The sequence below is a fragment of the Lentzea sp. genome (genome assembly GCF_035525475.1).
Lineage (GTDB): Bacteria > Actinomycetota > Actinomycetes > Mycobacteriales > Pseudonocardiaceae > Lentzea.
Map to the genome: position 1 here is coordinate 46779 of NZ_DATLEC010000040.1, position 19792 is coordinate 66570.

The 19792-nt window shown below is 68.8% G+C and carries 16 protein-coding genes; 13 read left to right on the top strand and 3 right to left on the bottom strand.

Annotated elements, in window-relative coordinates:
- Nucleotides 1-26: 26 nt before the first annotated feature.
- The gene (locus VM306_RS06305; RefSeq protein WP_325511865.1) at nt 27-257 is read right to left on the bottom strand and encodes a hypothetical protein; all 231 of its coding nucleotides are present in this window, start codon (nt 255-257) and stop codon (nt 27-29) included.
- A 26-nt stretch (nt 258-283) separates the two neighbouring features.
- A complete protein-coding gene (locus VM306_RS06310) occupies nt 284-562 on the bottom strand; it encodes a DUF1963 domain-containing protein (protein WP_325511867.1) in 279 nt (92 codons plus the stop codon).
- Nucleotides 563-774: 212 nt separating this feature from the next.
- Between VM306_RS06310 and VM306_RS06315 the strand changes: the two genes are divergently transcribed.
- Genes VM306_RS06315 through VM306_RS06335 form a run of 5 tightly spaced genes read left to right on the top strand, consistent with a single transcriptional unit; the run spans nt 775 to nt 7124 of the window.
- Nucleotides 775-2952: a pectinesterase family protein gene (locus tag VM306_RS06315; RefSeq protein WP_325511869.1), complete on the top strand. Its 2178-nt coding sequence runs from the start codon at nt 775-777 to the stop codon at nt 2950-2952.
- Nucleotides 2949-3824, top strand: coding sequence for a sugar ABC transporter permease (locus tag VM306_RS06320; protein WP_325511870.1), 876 nt, complete (start codon nt 2949-2951; stop codon nt 3822-3824). Before VM306_RS06315 ends, VM306_RS06320 begins: the two co-directional genes overlap by 4 nt.
- Nucleotides 3821-4702, top strand: a complete 882-nt coding sequence (locus VM306_RS06325) for a carbohydrate ABC transporter permease (RefSeq protein ID WP_325511872.1) — start codon at nt 3821-3823, stop codon at nt 4700-4702. The genes VM306_RS06320 and VM306_RS06325 overlap by 4 nt, the downstream gene beginning before the upstream one ends.
- An 8-nt stretch (nt 4703-4710) precedes the next feature.
- Entirely contained in the window at nt 4711-5982 is a 1272-nt protein-coding gene (locus tag VM306_RS06330) for a sugar ABC transporter substrate-binding protein (RefSeq protein ID WP_325511874.1), read from the top strand.
- Nucleotides 5979-7124 carry an enolase C-terminal domain-like protein gene (locus tag VM306_RS06335; protein WP_325511876.1) on the top strand — a complete coding sequence of 382 codons (1146 nt, stop codon included), beginning with the start codon at nt 5979-5981 and terminating at the stop codon, nt 7122-7124. Before VM306_RS06330 ends, VM306_RS06335 begins: the two co-directional genes overlap by 4 nt.
- Before the next feature lie 33 nt (nt 7125-7157).
- Here VM306_RS06335 and VM306_RS06340 read toward each other — a convergent pair whose 3' ends face one another.
- Nucleotides 7158-7922, bottom strand: a complete 765-nt coding sequence (locus VM306_RS06340) for a pectate lyase (RefSeq protein ID WP_325511878.1) — start codon at nt 7920-7922, stop codon at nt 7158-7160.
- Between the two features lie 169 nt (nt 7923-8091).
- Between VM306_RS06340 and VM306_RS06345 the strand changes: the two genes are divergently transcribed.
- The 8 genes from VM306_RS06345 to VM306_RS06380 form a co-directional block, all read left to right on the top strand.
- Nucleotides 8092-9024 carry a polysaccharide lyase family 1 protein gene (locus VM306_RS06345; protein WP_325511880.1) on the top strand — a complete coding sequence of 311 codons (933 nt, stop codon included), beginning with the start codon at nt 8092-8094 and terminating at the stop codon, nt 9022-9024.
- A gap of 243 nt (nt 9025-9267) precedes the next feature.
- Nucleotides 9268-12144 carry a glycoside hydrolase family 48 protein gene (locus VM306_RS06350; protein WP_325511882.1) on the top strand — a complete coding sequence of 959 codons (2877 nt, stop codon included), beginning with the start codon at nt 9268-9270 and terminating at the stop codon, nt 12142-12144.
- An 11-nt stretch (nt 12145-12155) separates the two neighbouring features.
- Nucleotides 12156-13427, top strand: a complete 1272-nt coding sequence (locus VM306_RS06355) for a lytic polysaccharide monooxygenase (protein WP_325511884.1) — start codon at nt 12156-12158, stop codon at nt 13425-13427.
- Entirely contained in the window at nt 13427-13879 is a 453-nt protein-coding gene (locus tag VM306_RS06360) for a hypothetical protein (RefSeq protein WP_325511886.1), read from the top strand. Before VM306_RS06355 ends, VM306_RS06360 begins: the two co-directional genes overlap by 1 nt.
- Before the next feature lie 20 nt (nt 13880-13899).
- Nucleotides 13900-15645, top strand: a complete 1746-nt coding sequence (locus VM306_RS06365; RefSeq protein WP_325511888.1) for a glycoside hydrolase family 6 protein — start codon at nt 13900-13902, stop codon at nt 15643-15645.
- Between the two features lie 236 nt (nt 15646-15881).
- Entirely contained in the window at nt 15882-16907 is a 1026-nt protein-coding gene (locus VM306_RS06370) for a LacI family DNA-binding transcriptional regulator (protein ID WP_325511890.1), read from the top strand.
- A gap of 231 nt (nt 16908-17138) precedes the next feature.
- Nucleotides 17139-18035, top strand: coding sequence for a homocysteine S-methyltransferase (mmuM, locus tag VM306_RS06375; protein ID WP_325511892.1), 897 nt, complete (start codon nt 17139-17141; stop codon nt 18033-18035).
- A gap of 267 nt (nt 18036-18302) precedes the next feature.
- A partial coding sequence (locus VM306_RS06380) for a non-reducing end alpha-L-arabinofuranosidase family hydrolase (RefSeq protein WP_325511894.1) occupies nt 18303-19792 on the top strand: 1490 nt, incomplete at its 3' end.

Genomic DNA, 19792 nt, shown 5'->3' on the forward strand with positions numbered 1-19792 from the left:
GCGGCCGTGGGGAGCCGCCCGCTCGGCTACTCGGTGAACATCGTGAACGAGCGCATCCCGTCGAAGCGCTTGGCCGCGAGGTCGTCGAAACCGATCAGGAAGCACCCGTAGTAGTAGTCGCTTTCCGTGTAGAACTGGGCGAGCGGCACCCATTCGCGAGTCAGCCGGTATTCCGCCTGCTCACGTGTGCTGAATCGTTCCGCTCCCGGAAGAACGGGATCGGCCTCCTGCCGGATGCCGAAGCCGGCCTGCTCCATTCGCGTCCACGGCGGGTCTTGACCACCTATCTCCGAGCAGTACCCGCCGATGCGGAGGAACGAGCCCCGGTCGTCCGCCGGCCAGAGGTCGTCGACCAGCGCGCAGACTCCTGCTCGTCCGTGTTCAGGGGAGCCAGCAGGTCGTGCTCGTGGTGCAGGAAGAAGAGCAGCGAGCCGTCCTCGGGCAGGGGAAGTCCTTCCGCCCGCGGGAGGGCCGCGCAGTCGACGGAGGCGATGAAGGGCAGCGAGGTGCCGGGCCACCCCACGCCCACCGGTAACCGGGGAAGCCCTCCGCCCTGCCCCACGACGGCGCAGCATGGTCCCAGACCTGTGAGAGCGCTTCCCCGGCTGGTCTCCCGGTATTCGACGACCGTTCGATTCGAATGATCGTCGAATACCGGGACAACGAGTCGAATGAATTCACTTCGTTGACGCACGGCGGACGCATTCGTAATACTCGTTTCACGATCGTGGACGGTGTTCAAGTATGTGAATCCTTTCTGAAGGGTATCCCGTCATGCGGCTTTTCGTTGGCGCGCTGGTTTTGGCCTGCGTAGGTACCGGAGCGGTCCCGGCGCACGCCTCCCCCGACCCGGCCCGGCAGGTGCTGGGAACCGGTGACGGCTGGGCCTCCAGCGGGCCGGGTACCACCGGCGGCGCACGGGCGCCCGCCCAGAACGTGCACGAGGTGCGCACGCGGAACGAGCTGGTCGCGGCGCTGGCCTCGCCAGGCCCGCGGATCATCAAGGTCAGGGGCGTGATCGACGCGAACACCGGGCCGGACGGGACACCGTTGCGGTGCGAGGACTACGCGACCGACGGGTACACGCCGGCCGGTTACCTCGCGGCCTACGACCCCGCGGTCTGGGGATGGGAACGCGAACCGGAGGGGCCGCTCGAGGAGGCGCGCAAGGCGTCGGCGAAGAAGCAGGAAGCGGTCATCGGCCTGAACGTCGGCCAGGACACGACGATCATCGGCGTCGGCAGGGGCGCGGGAATCACGGGCGGCAGCCTGAGGATCCACGGCACGAGCAACGTGATCGTGCGCAACCTGACCTTCCGCGACACCCGCGACTGCTTCCCGCAGTGGGACCCGACGGACACCAGTCCCGGTTCGCCGCCCGGCAACTGGAACTCGCTCTACGACTCGGTTTCGGTCCAGCGCTCCGAACACGTGTGGGTCGACCACAGCACGTTCACCGACGAGCCGAACGTCGACAGCACGCAACCGCTCTACTTCGGACGGCCCTACCAGGTGCACGACGGGCAGCTCGACATCACCAACGGCGCCGACCTCGTCACCGTGTCGCGCAACATCTTCGCCGAGCACGGCAAGACGATGCTCATCGGGTCGTCGAACTCGTCCACGGTCGATCCGGGCAAACTCAGGGTCTCCGTGCACCACAACGTGTTCCGCAACGTCCAGGAACGTGCGCCGCGCGTGCGGTTCGGACAGGTGCACGTCTACAACAACCTGTACGAGGGCTCGCAGACGTACAGCTGGGGCGTCGGCGTCCAGTCGCGGATCTACGCGCAGAACAACTTCATCAAGGGCATCGCACCCGAGAAGGTCGTCTACAACTGGGGCGGCACGGCGATCACCGATGTCGGCAACCTGGTCGACGGCCGGCCGGTGAGCCTGGTGAACGCGCACAACGCGGCCTTCCCCGACAAGGCGCTGGGCACGGACGCCGGGTGGACGCCGACGCTGAACCGCGGCCTGGAGCCGGCGCACCGGATCCGGCACCTCCGGGCAGGAGCCGAACCGGCCGGGCACCACCTCGTGGTGGGCCAGGGCTTCGCCACCGTCCAGGCCGCGATCGACGCGGCACCGGCGAACGGCGTGATCACGCTGCCGCAGGGGATCTACCGGGAGGTCGTCAAGGTCCCGGCCGGCAAGCAGAACCTCACCATCCGGGGCGCCACCGGGCGTGCGAGCGACGTGGTGATCGACTTCGACAACGCCAGCGGCACGAAGAAGCCGGACGGCACCACGTACGGCACGACCGGCAGCGCGACGGCGACCATCGCGGCGGACGGGTTCACCGCGCGGGACCTCACGTTCCGCAACTCCTTCGACCGCGCCCGGCACCCGGAGATCACCGCGACCCAGGCCGTCGCCGTCAAGGCCACCGGTGACCGGATGCTCTTCGACCGCGTCCGGTTCGAAGGCCACCAGGACACCCTCTACGCCGACACCGCGGCCACGACGACGCGCGCTCGTCAGTACTACCGGGACTGCGCCATCACCGGTGACGTCGACTTCCTCTTCGGCCGGGCGACGGCCGTGTTCGAGCGGGCGACCATCACCGCGCTGAACCGCGGCCAGAACCCCAACGGCTACGTCACCGCCGCGAGCACCCGTGCGGACAACCCCCACGGGTTCCTGATCGTCGACTCGAGGATCCGCAGCGACGCCCCGGCGGGCACGTACTTCCTCGGCAGGCCCTGGCACCCCGGCGGTGACCCGGACGCGGTCGCGCGGGTCGTCATCCGCAACACGGAACTGCCCGCGGCGGTCAAATCACAGCCGTGGACCGACATGTCCGGCTTCCCCTGGCGCGGGGCCAGGTTCGCGGAGTACCGCAACACCGGTCCCGGCGCCGGCACGAACGCGGACCGCCCGCAGCTCACCGACGACCAGGCGAAGCTCCACACCAGGGACGCCTACCTGGGCGGGTGGAACCCGGCGTGAGGACCCGCACCTGGGCGCCGTACGCCCTGATCGCCCCGACGCTCGTGCTGATGGCGGTCTTCCTGGTCTACCCGATCGCGAGCGTCGGCTGGTTCAGCCTGCGCCAGCACACCGTCACGCAGCCGTGGAAGAACGGGTTCATCGGCTTCGAGAACTTCCGGCGGATGCTGTTCGAGGACGAGCTGTTCTGGCAGAGCCTCGCGTTCAGCGCCAAGTGGGTCGTCACGGAGGTCGGGCTGCAGCTCGTCCTCGGGCTCGTCCTCGCGCTGATCGTGAACGAGACGTTCGTCGGCCGCACGCTGGCCCGGTCGCTGGTGTTCTCGCCGTGGGCGGTCTCCGGCGTGCTGACCACCGGCATCTGGATCCTGCTCTACAACCCGTCGACCGGGATCTTCCAGCAGCTCGCGCAGTGGGGGATCGGTGACCCCGGCACGTCGGTGCTCGGCGACCCGGCGACCGTGTTCCCCGCGACCGTCGTCACCGAGCTGTGGCGCGGGGTGCCGTTCTTCGCGATCCTGCTGCTCGCCGATCTGCAGACCATCCCGAAGGACCTGTACGAGGCCGCGAGCGTCGACGGCGCGGGGCGGTGGCGGCGGTTCGTGAGCGTGACGCTCCCGCACCTGCGCGACGCGATCGTGCTGTCGACCCTGCTCAGGGCGGTGTGGGAGTTCAACAACGTCGACCTCATCTACACGCTCACCGGCGGCGGTCCCGCGAACCAGACCACCACGTTGCCGCTCTACGTGGCGCGCAAGGCCGTCGACTCGCACGACTTCGGCTACGGCTCCGCGCTCACGATGGCCGGCTTCGTGATCCTGCTGTTCTTCTCGATCCTCTACCTGAGGCTGTCCAAGTTCGGGAGCCGGGCATGACCCAGACCCTCGTCCGGCCGGACGTCCCGGTCGAACCGCCGCCGGCGCCGCCGAAGCGGAGGAAGCACCGCGACCCCAGCCGGTTCTTCCGGCTGCACCTGCCGCTGGTGCTCTACCTGTTGTTCACGCTCATCCCGTTCTACTGGATGCTCGTCTTCGCGTTCCGGCCGGCGGGGGAGACCGCGCTGGTGCCGTGGCCGATCACGTTCGAGCACTTCGACACCGTGTGGAACGGCATCGGGTTCGGGCTCTTCTTCCAGAACAGCCTGATCATCGCGCTCGGCACGCTCGTGGTGGTCACCGTGTTCGCGCTCATGGGCGGCTACGCCCTGGCGCGCTTCCGGTTCCGCGGTCAGCGGGTGTTCCTGCTGGCGTTGCTGTGCACGCAGTTCATCCCCGGCGCGATGATGCTGATCCCGCTGTTCGTGATCTTCAAGACCGCCGGGCTGCTCAACAGCCTCACCGGTCTGGTGATCGCGGACACCGCGTTCCAGCTGCCGCTGGCGCTGATCCTGATGAGCGGGTTCGTGCGCAACGTGCCGGTGGAGCTCGAAGAGGCCGCGATGGTCGACGGGTGCTCGCGGCTGCGCGCGTTCTTCGCGGTGACGTTGCCGCAGCTGCGCCCGGCACTGGTCGCGGTCGGGTCGTTCGCGTTCATCGGTGCCTGGAACAACTTCCTGTTCGCGCTGATGTTCGCGAGCAGGCAGGACAAGTTCACGCTCCCGGTCGGGCTGAGCTACGCGCTCGGCGAGTTCAACACCGACTTCGGGGCGCTCGCGGCCGGCGGTGTCGTGGCCGCGGTGCCGGTCGTGCTGGTTTTCGCCGTGGTGCAGCGGTTCCTGGTGCAGGGACTGAGCGCCGGTGCCGTCAAGGGATGAGGAGTGAGATGAGAACACGACTGCTGGTCGCGCTCGCGCTGGTGCTGAGCGGTTGTTCGGCCGGACAGGGCGGCCCGACGACGATCACGTTCTGGGACAACAACGGCGGCCCCGGCCGCACCCCGATCTACCAGGAGCTGATCAAGAGGTTCGAGGCGGCGAACCCGGACGTCAAGGTCGAGTACGTCGGCATCCCGAGCGCGTCCGTGCAGCAGAAGTACGACACGGCCATCGCCGGCGGGTCGACGCCGGACGTCGGCGGCGTCACCACCTCCTACCTCGCGCACCTCGTCGGGCAGGACGCGCTGGAACCGGCCGACGAACGGCTGGAGAGCGGGCCGCTCAAGGGCAAGCTGCTGCCCGGCCTGCTGGAGACCGTGCGGCAGACCTCTCCCGACGGCAAGCTCTACGCCGTTCCGGCCTCCGGCAACCTCGACGTGATCTGGTACCGCTCCGACTGGTTCGAGGAGAACAAGATCGGAGAACCGGCCACCTGGGACGACCTGGTCAAGGCCGCGACGACGCTGACCAAGCCCGCGGACAACAGGTACGGCTTCACCATCCGCGGCGGCGCCGGCTCCGTCTTCCAGCTGCTGTCCGAGGCCTACTCCTACTCCGGCGTCGAGAAGTTCTACGACGGCGGCAAGAGCACGGTCGCCGACCCGCGCAACACCGAGCTCGTGCGCAAGGTGGCCGAGCTGTACAAGAAGGCCACGCCGGAAGCGGACGTGAACAACAGCTACACGCAGATGGTCGCCCAGTTCACCGGCGGCTCGGTCGCCATGATGCACCACAACCTCGGCTCGACGGGCGACGTCATGAAGGCGCTCGGCGCGGAGAAGGTCAGCGCGATGCCGCTGCCGAAGGGACCCTCGGGCAAGCGGACCGTGGTGCCGAACCCGACCGACGGGTTCGCGGTCTTCAAGGGCGGCAAGAACCGCGACGCCGCCTGGAAGTTCGTCGACTTCCTGGTCTCGGCGGAGAGCAACGGGTACTGGAACGAGAAGGTCGGCCAGATCCCCGCGAACACCGACGTGCGCGGCGCCGAGTGGATCCAGAAGAACCCGGCCGTGAAGATGGCGCTCGGCGTGCTGGAGGACCCGGCGACGGTGCTCGTCCCGGCACCGGTCTACCTGCCCGAGTACTCGTCGATCACCAAGACCGACACCGAGCCGCTCTACCAGAAGGTCCTGCTGGGTCAGATGCCCGCGCAGGAGTTCCTCGACCAGCTCGCGGCCAAGCTCACCACCGCCCAGCAGGACTGGGAGAAGCGCAGGTGATCGAACGGGTCGTGGTGCGCACGTTCACGACGACGGCGTGCACGTCGGTCGACGCGGAGGGGCACCGGCACCCGTCGCCCGAGCACGAGGTCACCGAGGCGCTGCTGGAGGTCACGGACACCGACGGCGTCACCGGCTACTGCCAGATCCAGCCCGACCAGCTCCGGCCGGCGGTGCTGGACAGGCACGTGCGGCCGGTGCTGCTCGGACAGGACCCGTGGGACAGGGAACGGCTCTGGCGGCTGCTCGCACGACGGCAACGCGGGTCGCACGGCGGGTTCACCGACCGCGCGCTCGGGTTCGTCGACATGGCGCTGTGGGACCTGGTCGCGCGCAAGGCAGGCTTGCCGGCGTGGAAGCTCGCCGGCGGTGCCCGCGACCGGATCCCGGCCTACGCCAGCACGATGTGCGGCGACACGGACGGGCTCGCGACACCGGGCGACTACGCGGACTTCGCCAAGCACCTCGTGTCGGTGGGCTACCGGGCGATCAAGCTGCACACCTGGATGCCACCGGTGCCCGGCGCGCCGAGCGTCTCCCGCGACGTCGAGGCGTGCCGTGCGGTGCGGGAGGCGGTGGGGCCGGACGTGGCGCTCATGCTCGACGCGAGCCACTGGTACTCCAGGACCGAGGCGCTGCGGCTCGGCAGGGCGTTGCAGGAGCTGGACTTCTACTGGTTCGAGGAGCCGATGGAGGAGGCGTCGGTCAGCTCCTACCGGTGGCTGGCGGACCAGCTGGACATCCCGGTGATCGGTCCCGAGGTGGCGTGGGGCAAGCACCACACCCGCGCCGAGTGGGTCACGGCGGGAGCGTGCGACATCCTGCGGGTGGGTCCGGCGGGGAGCGGGGGCATCACACCGGTGCTCAAGACCGTGCACCTCGCCGAGGCGTTCAACCTCGACTGCGAGATCCACGGCAACGGGTCGGGCAGCCTCACCGTGCTCGGCGCGACCGACGCCGGCCGGTGGTACGAACGCGGCCTGCTGCACCCGCAGGTCGACTTCGACCGCGTCCCGCCGCACCGCGTCTCCCTCGCCGACCCGCTGGACGAGAACGGGAACGTGACACTGCCGGTCACACCCGGGATCGGTGACGAATGGAATTTCGAACACATCGGAGTTCACACTCTTGAAGAATGGTGAGAAAAGCCCCGGCCGGCTGCCGGGGCTTTTCGGCTAACGGTAGGTGATGTCCGAGGACGTGAACAGGCAGTTCGTGCCGTCGGAACCGGTGCCGATTTTCTTCGGTTCACCGCTCGTGACACCCTGGTACTTGTCGCAGATCGCAATCTTGCGACTGCTGTCACCGACGACGGTGATCCGCGAGAACCGCGCGGTGTCGCCGTAGTTGGTGTTGATGCCGACCAGCGCCTTGCCGGGGGAGAACGCGGTGATGTTCTCCAGCACGACGTTGCGCTTGTGCTGCGTCTTGCAGTTGCCGCAGGACCGGTAGAGCTTGCCGAAGTCGTCCACCTGGAAGTTGCGGACGATCATCGTGCCCGGCCCGTTGTGCTGGAACACCTTGTCCGACGCCTTGCGCGCGCCACCACCGCTGATGGTCATGGTCTGCGACGACGACGTGCCCTTGAAGGTGGCCGCGTCCTCGCCGACGTCCTCCCACCAGACGTTGGTCAGCGTGCAGGTGCCCAGGCAGTGGACGCCGTCGGCCGCCGGCGCGCCCAGCACGACGTTCTTCAGCGTCGCGCCGTCGGCGAGCTGGAAGATCGGGCCCTGATCCTCGCCCTGGCCACCGGAACCGAGGCTGCCGGTGCCGTAGAACCGCTGCATGCCACCGTCGTAGGTGCCCGCGGGAACCTTGATGGTCGCACTGACCGGTTTCGTGCCGGAAGGCGTGGGAAAAGTGCTGCCCGCGGCCTGTGCCCCAGGCGCGAGAATCGCGGCCAAGGCGACGGCAGACATCGTTGTTGCCAGTTTCTTCATGTGCTCTCCGCTTGCAGGGGGATGTGCGGCGGTAATTCGATGGTAGGGAGAGGATCTTTCGTGTCAACCGGTTTCGATCGTTCGAGTCGAATATCTTCGAACAGGTTGACCGATATGTTTCCGGCTGGTTGTGTGAGTTGCACCGCCGCTCACGAATTGGGAGCGTGGAATGATTCCAAAGCGTGCAGCACTGATTTCCGCCGCCGCGCTGGTCCTCGGCGCGGTGGCCGTTCCCCAGGCGACCGCCGCACCGTTCGGGCTGGTCGGCTGGGCCACTCAGGGAGGTGGCACGACGGGGGGCGGCAGCGCCACGCCGATCACCGTCACCACCGCGTCCGCGTTCGCCGACGCCGCCAAGTCGTCGAGCGCGGCGGTGATCCGGGTCTCCGGCACGATCTCGCTGTCGAGCATGACGAAGGTCGCCTCGAACAAGACCATCGAGGGCGTGGGCTCGAGCTCGGCGATCACCGGTCAGGGTCTCAACATCGCCAACGCCTCGAACGTGATCGTGCGCAACCTCAACTTCCGCAACTGGGGTGACGACGCGATCAACGTGCAGTACTCCACCCGCGTGTGGATCGACCACAACTCGTTCTCCAACGGCTACGACGGCGCGGTCGACGTCAAGCGGGCCTCGGACTACGTCACGGTGTCCTGGAACAAGTTCTCCAGCCACAACAAGACGATGCTCCTGGGTCACAGCGACGACAACGGCTCGGAGGACCGCGGCAAGCTCCGGGTGACCTACCACCACAACTGGTTCGACGGGACGCAGCAGCGCCACCCGCGCGTGCGGTTCGGCAACCCGGTGCACGTCTACAACAACTATTACGGCGGTGTGACCTCGTACGGCGTCGCGTCGACGATGGAGGCCGGTGTCCTGGTCGAGGGCAACTACTTCGAGAACACCGAGGACCCGTTCCACCGCGGCGAGGGCAGTTCACCCGAAGGTTCGCTCGTGGCGCGGAGCAACCACTTCGTCAACTCGGGAACGGGCGAGCAGGGCGGTTCGGTGAAGAGCATTCCCTACTCGTACCCGCTCGACAGCGCGAGCACGGTGAAAAGCGTGGTCACGGCCGGTGCGGGTGCCGGTCGCGGCTGATCGGGCCAGGGGGCGTCCGCAGCGGCGCGGGCGCCCCCGCTCCTGTCTGGGACCGCTCCCAGAATTCCACTCGAAGAGAGCAGTAAGAGGAACCGGAAGACGAACCGCCGTTGGCCTGTGCGGGCGAGTGGAAAGCGCCTTCCAGACCAGTCAGCGCTACACCAGGTACAAAACGGCTCCTGTGGCCCACGTTACAGTGCCGTGAACTCTGGGAGCGCTCCCAGTTGTCGAGAGGGCGGCGGCATGACTCGACGAACATTGGCGTTGACGGTTGCGGCGGTGGTGCTGGCCGGCGGGGTACCCGCCGTGGCGGCACCTCTCGCGGTGGCCTGCACCGTCACCTACCAAGTGACCAACGAGTGGAGCAACGGATTCGGCGCCGCGGTGTCGATCCGCAACGACGGCGACGCGTTGAACGGCTGGAACCTGACCTGGACGTTCCCCGACGGGCAACGCGTGAGCCAGGGCTGGAACGGCAACTTCACGCAGAGCGGCGCTGTCGTGACCGTGACCAACCCCGACTGGGCGAGGTCGCTGCCATCCGGCGGCACCGCGCAGGTCGGGTTCAACGGCAGCAAGAGCTCAGCGAACCGGCCACCGACGGACTTCGCCGTGAACGGCGTGTCCTGCACGGGGCCGAACCAGGCTCCTTCCGTGGCGCTGACGGCGCCCACGAGCGGCAGCAGCTACACGCTGCCCGCGCAGATCCCGCTGGCGGCCACCGCGCAGGACAGCGACGGCACGGTGGCGAAGGTCGACTTCTACGCCGGCGACACGCTCGTCGCGACCGACACCAGCGCGCCGTTCAGCGGCACGTGGACGTCGGCACCAGCCGGTGACCACAGCATCACCGCGCGGGCGACGGACAACCGGGGAGCCGTGACCACCTCGGCACCCGCGGCGGTCAAGGTGCTGTCGGGGCCCGCGGTCCTGGCCTCACCGAGCACGGTGTCGGTGAAACAGGGCCAGTCGGCGACGTTCGACGTCTCCCTGGCCACGGCACCGAGCCAGCCGGTCACCGTCACGATCGCCCGCAGCGGCAGCTCGGACCTGACGGCGACCCCTGCCACGCTCACGTTCTCCAGCACCGCGAAGCAGACGGTGACGGTGGCGTCGGCGAACAACGGTGGCGAGCTCGGCACCGCGACGTTCACGGCGTCGGCCACCGGGCACAGCCCGGCGAGCGTGACGGTCAAGGAACTCGACCCGTCCACTTCGGACTTCAACAAGGCGTTCCTCGACCAGTACAACAAGATCAAGGACCCGGCGAGCGGGTACTTCCGCAAGTTCGGCGACCTGCTCGTGCCCTACCACTCGGTCGAGACGCTGATGGTGGAGGCACCCGACCACGGGCACCAGACGACGTCCGAGGCCTACAGCTACTACCTGTGGCTGGAGGCGAGCTACGGCCGCGTCACCGGTGACTGGGCGCCGTTCAAGTCCGCCTTCGCGTCGATGGAGAAGTACATCATCCCGGCGAAGGCGGACCAGCCGACCAACGACAAGTACGACGCGTCGAAGCCGGCGACCTACGCGCCCGAGCACCCGAGGATGGACCAGTACCCCTCGGTCCTCGACAGCACCGCCCCGGTGGGGTCGGACCCGATCGCGGGCGAGCTGAAGTCCGCGTACGGCAACTCGGACGTCTACGGCATGCACTGGCTGATCGACGTCGACAACACCTACGGCTTCGGCCGGTGCGGTGACGGCACGACGGCGCCCGCGTACATCAACACCTACCAGCGCGGCTCGTCGGAGTCGGTGTGGGAGACCATCCCGCAGCCCTCGTGCGACACGTTCAAGCACGGCGGCCCCAACGGGTTCCTCGACCTCTTCACCAAGGACTCCTCCTACGCCAAGCAGTGGAAGTACACCAACGCACCGGACGCGGACGCCCGCGTGGTGCAGGTGGCGCTGCTCGCCCAGCAGTGGGCCACGGCGCAGGGCAAGGCCGGCGACATCTCCAGCGAGATCGGCAAGTCCGCGAAGATGGGCGACTACCTGCGGTACGCCATGTTCGACAAGTACTTCAAGCGCATCGGCAACTGCACCAGCCCCTCGTCGTGCCCCGGCGCGACGGGCAAGAACAGCGCGCACTACCTGATGTCCTGGTACTACGCGTGGGGCGGCGCGACCGACACGTCCGCCGGATGGGCGTGGCGCATCGGTGACGGTGCCTCGCACCAGGGCTACCAGAACCCGCTGGCGGCGTACGCGCTGTCGAACGTGCCCGCGCTCAAGCCGTTGTCCGCGACCGGGCAGCAGGACTGGGCGACGAGCCTCGACCGGCAGCTCGAGATGCTGCAGTGGCTGCAGTCGGCCGACGGCGGTCTCGCCGGTGGTGTGACGAACAGCTGGGAGGGCCGGTACGCCTCGCCTCCCGCGGGCACGCCGACGTTCTACGGCATGTACTACGACGCCCACCCGGTGTGGCGCGACCCGCCGAGCAACCGGTGGTTCGGCTTCCAGGTGTGGGGCATCGAGCGCACGGCGGCGCTGTACCGGCTGACCGGTGACCCGCGTGCCAAGAAGATCCTCGACAAGTGGGTGCCGTGGGCGATCGCGAACACCACGACCGGCACGAACTTCCGGATCCCCTCGGACCTCGAGTGGTCGGGTGCGCCGGACACGTGGAACGCCACCAACCCCGGCTCGAACGCGAACCTGCGTGTGCGCGTTCTCAACCACAGCCAGGACGTCGGTGTGGCCGCGTCCTACGCCAAGGTGCTGCTGAACTACGCGGCGCGGTCGGGCAACGCCTCGGCCAAGACCACGGGTGAGTCGCTGCTGACCTCGCTGCTGGAGCACCAGGACAGCCTCGGCATCGCGACGCCGGAGACGCGCACGGACTACAACCGGTTCGACGACGTCTACAACACCAGCACGCTGGAGGGCCCGTACGTGCCTCCGGGCTGGACCGGGAAGATGCCGAACGGCGACCAGATCAAGCAGGGCTCGTCGTTCCTGTCGATGCGGTCCATGTTCCGCAACGACCCGCAGTGGCCCAAGGTCCAGTCCTACCTGGACGGTGGTCCCGCACCGACGTTCACCTACCACCGGTTCTGGGCGCAGGCGGAGATCGCGACCGCCTTCTCCCTGCACGCCGAGATCTACGGGTGAGGAGTCCCGAGATGAGGAAACGCATAGCGCTGCTGGCCGTCGCGGCCACAGTCGGCGCGGTACTGGTGCAGACCGGTGGCACCGCGGTCGCGCACGGGTCGATGGTCTGGCCCGGCAGCCGCACCTACCTCTGCTACGAGGACGGCCGCGCCGGCGGTGGTGGCGGCGACCTGCAGCCCACCAACCCGGCGTGTGCCGCGGCGGTGGCCCAGGGCGGGAAGCAGCCGTTGTGGGACTGGTTCGGCAACCTGATCAGCAACGCCGCGGGACGCCACCGGGAGATCATCCCCGACGGCAACCTGTGCGGTCCCACCACGAAGTTCTCCGCCTACAACCTCGCCCGCGCCGACTGGCCGGTGACGCAGGTGCAGGCGAACTCCACCGTCACCTTCCGGTACAACGCGTGGGCTCCGCACCCCGGCACGTGGGAGCAGTACGTCACCAAGGACGGCTTCGACGTGACGAAGCCGCTCAAGTGGTCCGACCTCGAGTCGGTGCCGTTCGACAAGGTGACGAACCCACCGCTGGCCAACGGCGAGTACGCCTGGCAGGCGCGTCTGCCCAACAAGTCGGGGCGCCACATCATCTACTCGCTGTGGCAGCGCTCGGACAGCCCCGAGGCGTTCTACAGCTGTTCGGACGTCACGTTCGGCGGTGGCAGCGGCACCCCCGACACCAGCGCCCCGTCGACGCCCGGCACGCCGGTCGCCTCGGGCATCACCAGCAGTTCGGTGAAGCTGGACTGGTCCGCGGCGACGGACAACGTGGGTGTGGCGTCGTACCGCGTGTACCGCGGTGACCAGGTGGTGGCCACCTCGTCGACGAACTCGGCGACGGTCACCGGTCTGACGGCGGACACGCAGTACTCGTTCACCGTGGTCGCGACGGACTCGGCGGGCAACGCCTCGCCGGCGTCGCCGAGCGTCACGGTGAGAACGCCGACCGGTGGCGGTGGCCCCACGGGCTCCTGCACGGTGGCGTACACGCGGCCGAGCACGTGGAGCGGCGGGTTCACAGCGGGTGTGACGGTGACGAACAGCGGTACCAGCGCCGTCAATGCGTGGCAGCTCGTCTGGGACTTCCCGGCGGGACAGCAGCTCACGCAGGCCTGGTCGTCGACCATCACGGTCGCCGGCGGACAGGCCACCGCGAAGGGCGCGTCGTACAACGCGGACCTGGCACCCGGCGGCACGGCGACGTTCGGGTTCAACGCGACGACGACGTCGACGCCGACGGATCCGACGTCCTTCACGCTCAACGGTTCGGCGTGCGCCATCCGGTGATGAGGGCGCTGCTCGCCCTCCTGGTGGTGGGTTCGGTCGCGTTCGCCCTCCTCGTAGGACGCGCCGAACCCACCCCGGACCTCAGCCGGGGTGTCGACGGCATCGCCGCGTGGCTGCACGACCTCACCGACGAGTGCGGAGCAGTCCGGCGTGGCGACGACTTCACGGACTTCGCCGGTCCGGTGCGGTCGAAGGTCTACGCGCCGTTCATCGCGGAGTGGGGGACCTGCGCCAAGGAGCCGTACGGACGGCTCGGGCTGCTGGTCCTGCGGCCTGGCCTCGAACAGGCCTGGCGGACGGCGCTCGCGAACGGCGAGGTCCGGGGCGACCCGGACCTCGCCTTCGGGGACGGCTTCGCCCTCACCGGCTCGATCGGCATGGAGTACCTCGGCCTGAAAAGACTCGAGTGCACGCCCTCGGCGTGCTCACTCGTGGAGATCAAGCACCACTGAGAGACAGGAGATCCGGAGCAATGAAGCTCAACGGACAAAGGCGGTGGGCCGCAACGGGAGTCGTGGTCGCCACCGCCGTCGCGACGGTCGGGGTGGCGCTCAGCGCACCACCCGCGGGCGCCGCTCCCGGCTGCCGTGTCGACTACACGGCCAACAGCTGGGGCGGCGGAGGCTTCGGCGCAGCGGTGAAGATCACCAACCTCGGTGATGCCGTGTCGGGCGGCTGGACGCTCAAGTTCACGTTCCCCGGCAGCCAGCGCGTGGCACAGGGCTGGAGCGCGACGTGGTCGCAGTCCGGTGCGGCCGTGACCGCGACGAGCCTGCCGTGGAACGGCAACCTCGGCACCGGGCAGTCCATCGACGTCGGTTTCAACGGCAGCAACGCCGGCGCCAACGACGCCAACCCGTCGTCGTTCACCCTGAACGGCACGGCGTGCACCGGCACGGTGCCGACGAGCACGACGACGACCACTACCACCACGACGACCACGACCACGTCCAACAACCCTGGCCCTGGACGTGTCGACAACCCGTACGTCGGCGCGAAGCAGTACGTGAACCCGGACTGGGCGGCCAAGGCCAACGCGGAACCGGGCGGCAGCCGGGTCGCGAACCAGCCGACCGGCGTGTGGCTCGACCGCATCGCGGCGATCAACGGCTCGGCGGACTCGCGCGGCCTGACCGGACACCTGGACGAGGCGGTGCGCCAGGCGGCGGGCTCACCACTCGTCATCCAGCTGGTGATCTACAACCTGCCCGGTCGCGACTGCTCGGCGCTCGCCTCGAACGGTGAGCTCAAGGCGACCGAGATCGACCGGTACAAGACGGAGTACATCGACCCGATCGCGGCGATCCTCGCCAGGCCCGCGTACGCGAACCTGCGGATCGTCACGACGGTGGAGATCGACTCCCTGCCCAACCTGATCACCAACGTCTCGCCGCGCCCGACCGCGGTGGCGGCGTGCGACGTGATGAAGGCCAACGGCAACTACGTCACCGGTGTCGGCTACGCGCTCGCGAAGCTGGGTGCCGTGCCGAACGTCTACAACTACCTCGACATCGGCCACCACGGCTGGATCGGCTGGGACGACAACTTCGGCGCGACCGCCGAGCTGCTGTTCCAGGCGGCCAACGCCTCCGGCAGCACGAAGTCGAACGTGGTCGGCTTCATCGCCAACACCGCGAACTACGGTGCGTTGAAGGAGCCCTACTTCAAGATCGAGGACTCGGTGAACGGCACGTCCGTCCGCCAGTCGAAGTGGGTGGACTGGAACCGCTACGTCGACGAGCTGTCCTACGCGCAGGCGTTCCGGCAGCGGGCGATCCAGGCGGGCTTCGACTCGAACATCGGCATGCTGATCGACACCAGCCGCAACGGCTGGGGCGGCAGCGCCCGTCCGACGGGCCCCGGCCCGACGACGACCGTGGACGCCTACGTCAACGGCGGCAAGCTGGACCGGCGCATCCACCTCGGCAACTGGTGCAACCAGTCGGGTGCCGGGCTGGGCGAGCGCCCGAAGGCGGCTCCGGAGTCGGGTATCGACGCCTACGTGTGGATGAAGCCGCCGGGTGAGTCCGACGGTGCCAGCGAGGAGATCCCGAACAACGAGGGCAAGGGCTTCGACCGGATGTGCGACCCGACGTACACCGGCAACGTGCGCAACGGCAACAACCTGTCCGGTGCGCTCGGCAACGCCCCGCTGTCCGGCAAGTGGTTCTCCGCGCAGTTCCAGGAGCTCATGCGCAACGCCTACCCGGCGCTGTGAGCTGAGCTGATGTGAGCGTGCCCATGCGGCCGGCTCCCGAGGAGGGGGTCGCGCCGCGTGGGCTCGCTCTCCCTGGCCGCCCTCGTTTTCCGTCGGGCAAGTTTCCAGACGGTGGCGAATTCGTCTGGACCACCTGAGATGCGCAATGTTAACGCACACATAACTCTTGATGTCATCAGAAGGTGCTCCTTATGGTGTCGACACGCTCACCGGGTGTAAGCACGAAAGGAGGCTGTGTGGTCACCATCGCGGACGTCGCACGGCACGCCGGGGTCGCTCCCAGCACGGTCTCCTACGTCCTCACCGGGAAGAGAACGATCTCCGCGGACACGAAGTCCAGGGTCCGGGAGAGCATCAGGCAGCTGGGCTACCAGCCGCACGTCACCGACCGCGCGTTGTCGTCCAGCAGGACCAACGTGATCGGCCTGGTGCTCCCGCTGCGGGCGGGCACGCACCTGCCGGCGGTGATGCGCTTCGTCACGGCGGCGGTGACGACAGCGCGCAGGTACGACATGGACCTGTTGCTGATGACGGCGGACGACGGCGCGGCGGGCCTGCGCAGGGCGGCCAACAGCGCGCAGGTCGACGGTTTCCTCGTGATGGACGTCGAGATGGACGACGACCGCGTGCCCCTGCTGCGGCAGCTGTCCAAGCCGTCCGTCCTCATCGGACATCCCGCGGCGGCCCGCGGGCTCACCTGCGTGGACCTCGACTTCGAGGCGGCGGGCGCGAAGTGCGTCGACCACCTCGCGGACCTGGGCCACCGCTCCATCGGCTTCCTCGGCGCGCCGAGCGCGGTCTACCGGCGCAGCACGGGGTTCGCCCACCGCACGATGAACGGCTTCAGCGCGGCCGCCATGCGCAGGGGAGTGGCCGCGACGGCGCTGTCCGTCGAGGGGGACCACGACTCGGTGCTCAGGGCGACCAAGGCACTGATCCGCGCCCACCCGTCGATGACGGCGCTGGTCGTGCACAACGAGGCGGCTCTGGGCTGGGTCACCCCGTGCCTGCGCGCGGCCGGCCGCCAGGTCCCCGGTGACGTCGCGGTCGTCGCGATCTGCCCGGACGAGCTGGCAGAGCAGTCGTCACCGCTGCTCACCTCCGTGCGGCTGCCGGCGGAGGAGCTCGGCAGGCACGCCGTCGACCTGCTCGTGGCCAAGCTGGAAGGCAAGCAACCACCACCGCTGATGCTGCTGCCACCGCGCCTGTCGCGGCGGGCCAGCACCCCGGACCCGATCACGCACCGGGGTGCGACCGGCTAGACCTGTCCTGTGAGCCCTCTTCGGCCGTGACCGTCGCGGACGAGGCTCGCAGGACAGGGCCCGGCTCCGGCCAGCGGTGTGTCTGACGGGCGGTCGACGGGGTTTCCGCGCGTGCCGAAACGCGGCGGGCACGTGCGAACGTGCCCCGGAGATCGTCCTGGAGGAGTGCGCGACCCAATCGGCGGAGCGGTCGTCGCGCACTCCTCCGCCCGGCTTCGTAGACTCGGCCGGGTGGAACTGGCGGACGCTGTGCGGCGTGAGGTCGTCGTGCTCGACGGCGGTCTGTCCACGGCGCTGGAACTGGCGGGGCACGACCTGTCCGACTCGCTGTGGTCGGCCCGGTTGCTGCTCACCTCGCCGGACGCCGTGCGCGCCGCGCACCTCGCCTACTTCCTGGCGGGCGCCCAGGTCGCCATCACCGCCAGCTACCAGGCGAGCTTCCCCGGTTTCGCCCGGCGCGGCATCAGCGAGGACGAGACCGCACGGCTGCTGCGCTCGTCCGTGGAGCTCGCGCGGTCGGCGGCGTCCGATGTGGAGGGACAGCGCTGGGTCGCGGCGTCGGTCGGACCGTACGGCGCCGTGCTGGCGGACGGGTCGGAGTACCGCGGCCGCTACGGCCTGACGCGGCAGGAGCTGGTCCGGTTCCACCGCCCACGCCTGGAGGCCCTGTGCGAGGCCCGGCCGGACGTGCTCGCGATCGAGACGATCCCCGACGTCGACGAGGCCTCGGCGGTGCTGGACGTGGTGCGGGGCGGCGGTGTGCCGGCGTGGCTCTCCTACAGCGTCCGCGGTGACAGGACCTGTGCCGGGCAGCCGTTGGAGGAGGCGTTCGCCGTCGCGTCCGATGTGGACGAGGTGATCGCCGTCGGGGTGAACTGCTGCGCGCCGGAGGACGTCGCGGCCGCGGTCGCCGTGGCACGGCGGGTGACCGGGCTGCCGGTCGTGGTGTACCCGAACAGCGGCGAGAACTGGGACGCGGCGGAGCGCGCGTGGACGGGTGATGGGAGCGGTTTCGCGGCGTCGGCGGGGGAGTGGGTGGACGCCGGCGCCCGGCTGGTCGGCGGCTGCTGCCGGACCGGGCCGGAGGCGATCGCCGTGCTGGCGGACGAGCTGGCGGCGAGGTCCTGAGACCCTCTGGCAGCTCAAGGATTTCGCTCCACCATTGACAAAGCTCGATGCTTTCGCATCGTCTGTCGAACGCGTTCGACGCGCCTTGACCGCGCGGAGATCCTCCTTCACAGTTTGGGGGACGCGACCGGCAACCGCGGCAGTCGCACCACTGCGACGTGACAGCCGCGCGTTCAGAAGGCGCGCGCTCGACCGCTAGGCGCAAGCGGTCGATCGGACGTGGCCGGGTCGCGGCCTTCCCACACCTCGACGAAGAGGAGCACGATCATGGCCGGATCAGGCCATCTCCCGTCCCCCTCCGCCCCCCGCGCCCGCAGACGTCGCGTAGCCGGCATCACCGCCGCCGTGGCCGTTCTGCTCGGCGGTCTGGTGGCGGCTTTCAGCGCGGCGCCCGTGTCGGCGGCGACGGTCGACACCACCGCCTGGTACGTGTTGGTCAACCGCAACAGCGGCAAGGCCCTGGACGTCTACAACCTCGCCACGAACGACGGCGCTCGCATCACCCAGTGGGCCCGCAACGACGGCAACCAGCAGCAGTGGCAGTTCGTCGACTCCGGCGGCGGCTACTACCGGCTGAAGTCACGGCTGTCGGGCAAGGTTCTCGACGTCTACAACTTCTCCACCGCGGACGGCGGCAACATCGTCCAGTGGTCCGACGCCAACGGCACGAACCAGCAGTTCCGCCTCGCCGACTCCGACAGCGGGTACGTGCGCCTGGTGAACCGCAACAGCGGCAAGGCCGTCGAGGTCCAGGGCGCCTCGACCGCCGACGGCGGCAACATCGTCCAGTACAGCGACTGGAACGGCTCCAACCAGCAGTGGCAGCTCGTCCGCGCCGACGGCGGCACGGGCCCGACCACCACGACGACCACCCCGCCCGGCGGCACGTGCCAGCTCCCGTCGACCTACCGCTGGTCGTCGACCGGCTCGCTGGCGAACCCGAAGCAGGGATGGGTGTCGCTCAAGGACTTCACCCACGTCGTGCACAACGGCAGGCACCTCGTCTACGCGACGACGCACGACACGGGAACGACCTGGGGCTCGATGAACTTCGGGACCTTCACGAACTGGTCGGACATGGGCTCGGCCAGCCAGAACGGCATGAACTTCGCCGCGGTCGCCCCCACGCTGTTCTACTTCGCACCGAAGAACATCTGGGTGCTCACCTACCAGTGGGGCCCGACCGCCTTCAGCTACCGGACGTCGAGCGACCCCACCAACGCCAACGGCTGGTCGTCGGCGCAGACGCTCTTCACCGGCAGCATCCCCAACTCCGGCACCGGACCCATCGACCAGACGATCATCGGCGACGGCACGAACATGTACCTGTTCTTCGCCGGTGACAACGGCAGGATCTACCGGGCCAGCATGCCCATCGGCAACTTCCCCGGCAGCTTCGGCTCGTCCTACACGCAGATCATGAGCGACACCCAGGCGAACCTCTTCGAGGGCGTCGAGGTCTACAAGGTGCAGGGCCAGAACCAGTACCTCATGATCGTCGAGGCGATGGGCGGCAACGGGCGCTACTTCCGCTCGTTCACGTCCAGCAGCCTGAACGGGTCGTGGACCCCGCAGGCCGCCTCCGAGAGCAACCCGTTCGCCGGCAAGGCCAACAGCGGCGCCACCTGGACCAACGACATCAGCCACGGCGACATCATCCGCACCAACCCCGACCAGCCCAAGACCATCGACCCCTGCAACCTGCAACTCCTCTACCAGGGCCGCAACCCGAACTCGGGCGGCGACTACGGCCTCCT

Bases quoted from the DNA above. Each gene is read 5' to 3' on its own strand.
- VM306_RS06365 (WP_325511888.1), top strand. From the start codon at position 13,900: ATGAAGCTCAACGGACAAAGGCGGTGGGCCGCAACGGGAGTCGTGGTC.
- VM306_RS06305 (WP_325511865.1), bottom strand. From the start codon at position 257: ATGGAGCAGGCCGGCTTCGGCATCCGGCAGGAGGCCGATCCCGTTCTT.
- VM306_RS06360 (WP_325511886.1), top strand. From the start codon at position 13,427: ATGAGGGCGCTGCTCGCCCTCCTGGTGGTGGGTTCGGTCGCGTTCGCC.
- VM306_RS06340 (WP_325511878.1), bottom strand. From the start codon at position 7,922: ATGAAGAAACTGGCAACAACGATGTCTGCCGTCGCCTTGGCCGCGATT.
- VM306_RS06355 (WP_325511884.1), top strand. From the start codon at position 12,156: ATGAGGAAACGCATAGCGCTGCTGGCCGTCGCGGCCACAGTCGGCGCG.
- VM306_RS06345 (WP_325511880.1), top strand. From the start codon at position 8,092: ATGATTCCAAAGCGTGCAGCACTGATTTCCGCCGCCGCGCTGGTCCTC.
- VM306_RS06350 (WP_325511882.1), top strand. From the start codon at position 9,268: ATGACTCGACGAACATTGGCGTTGACGGTTGCGGCGGTGGTGCTGGCC.
- VM306_RS06325 (WP_325511872.1), top strand. From the start codon at position 3,821: ATGACCCAGACCCTCGTCCGGCCGGACGTCCCGGTCGAACCGCCGCCG.
- VM306_RS06330 (WP_325511874.1), top strand. From the start codon at position 4,711: ATGAGAACACGACTGCTGGTCGCGCTCGCGCTGGTGCTGAGCGGTTGT.
- VM306_RS06315 (WP_325511869.1), top strand. From the start codon at position 775: ATGCGGCTTTTCGTTGGCGCGCTGGTTTTGGCCTGCGTAGGTACCGGA.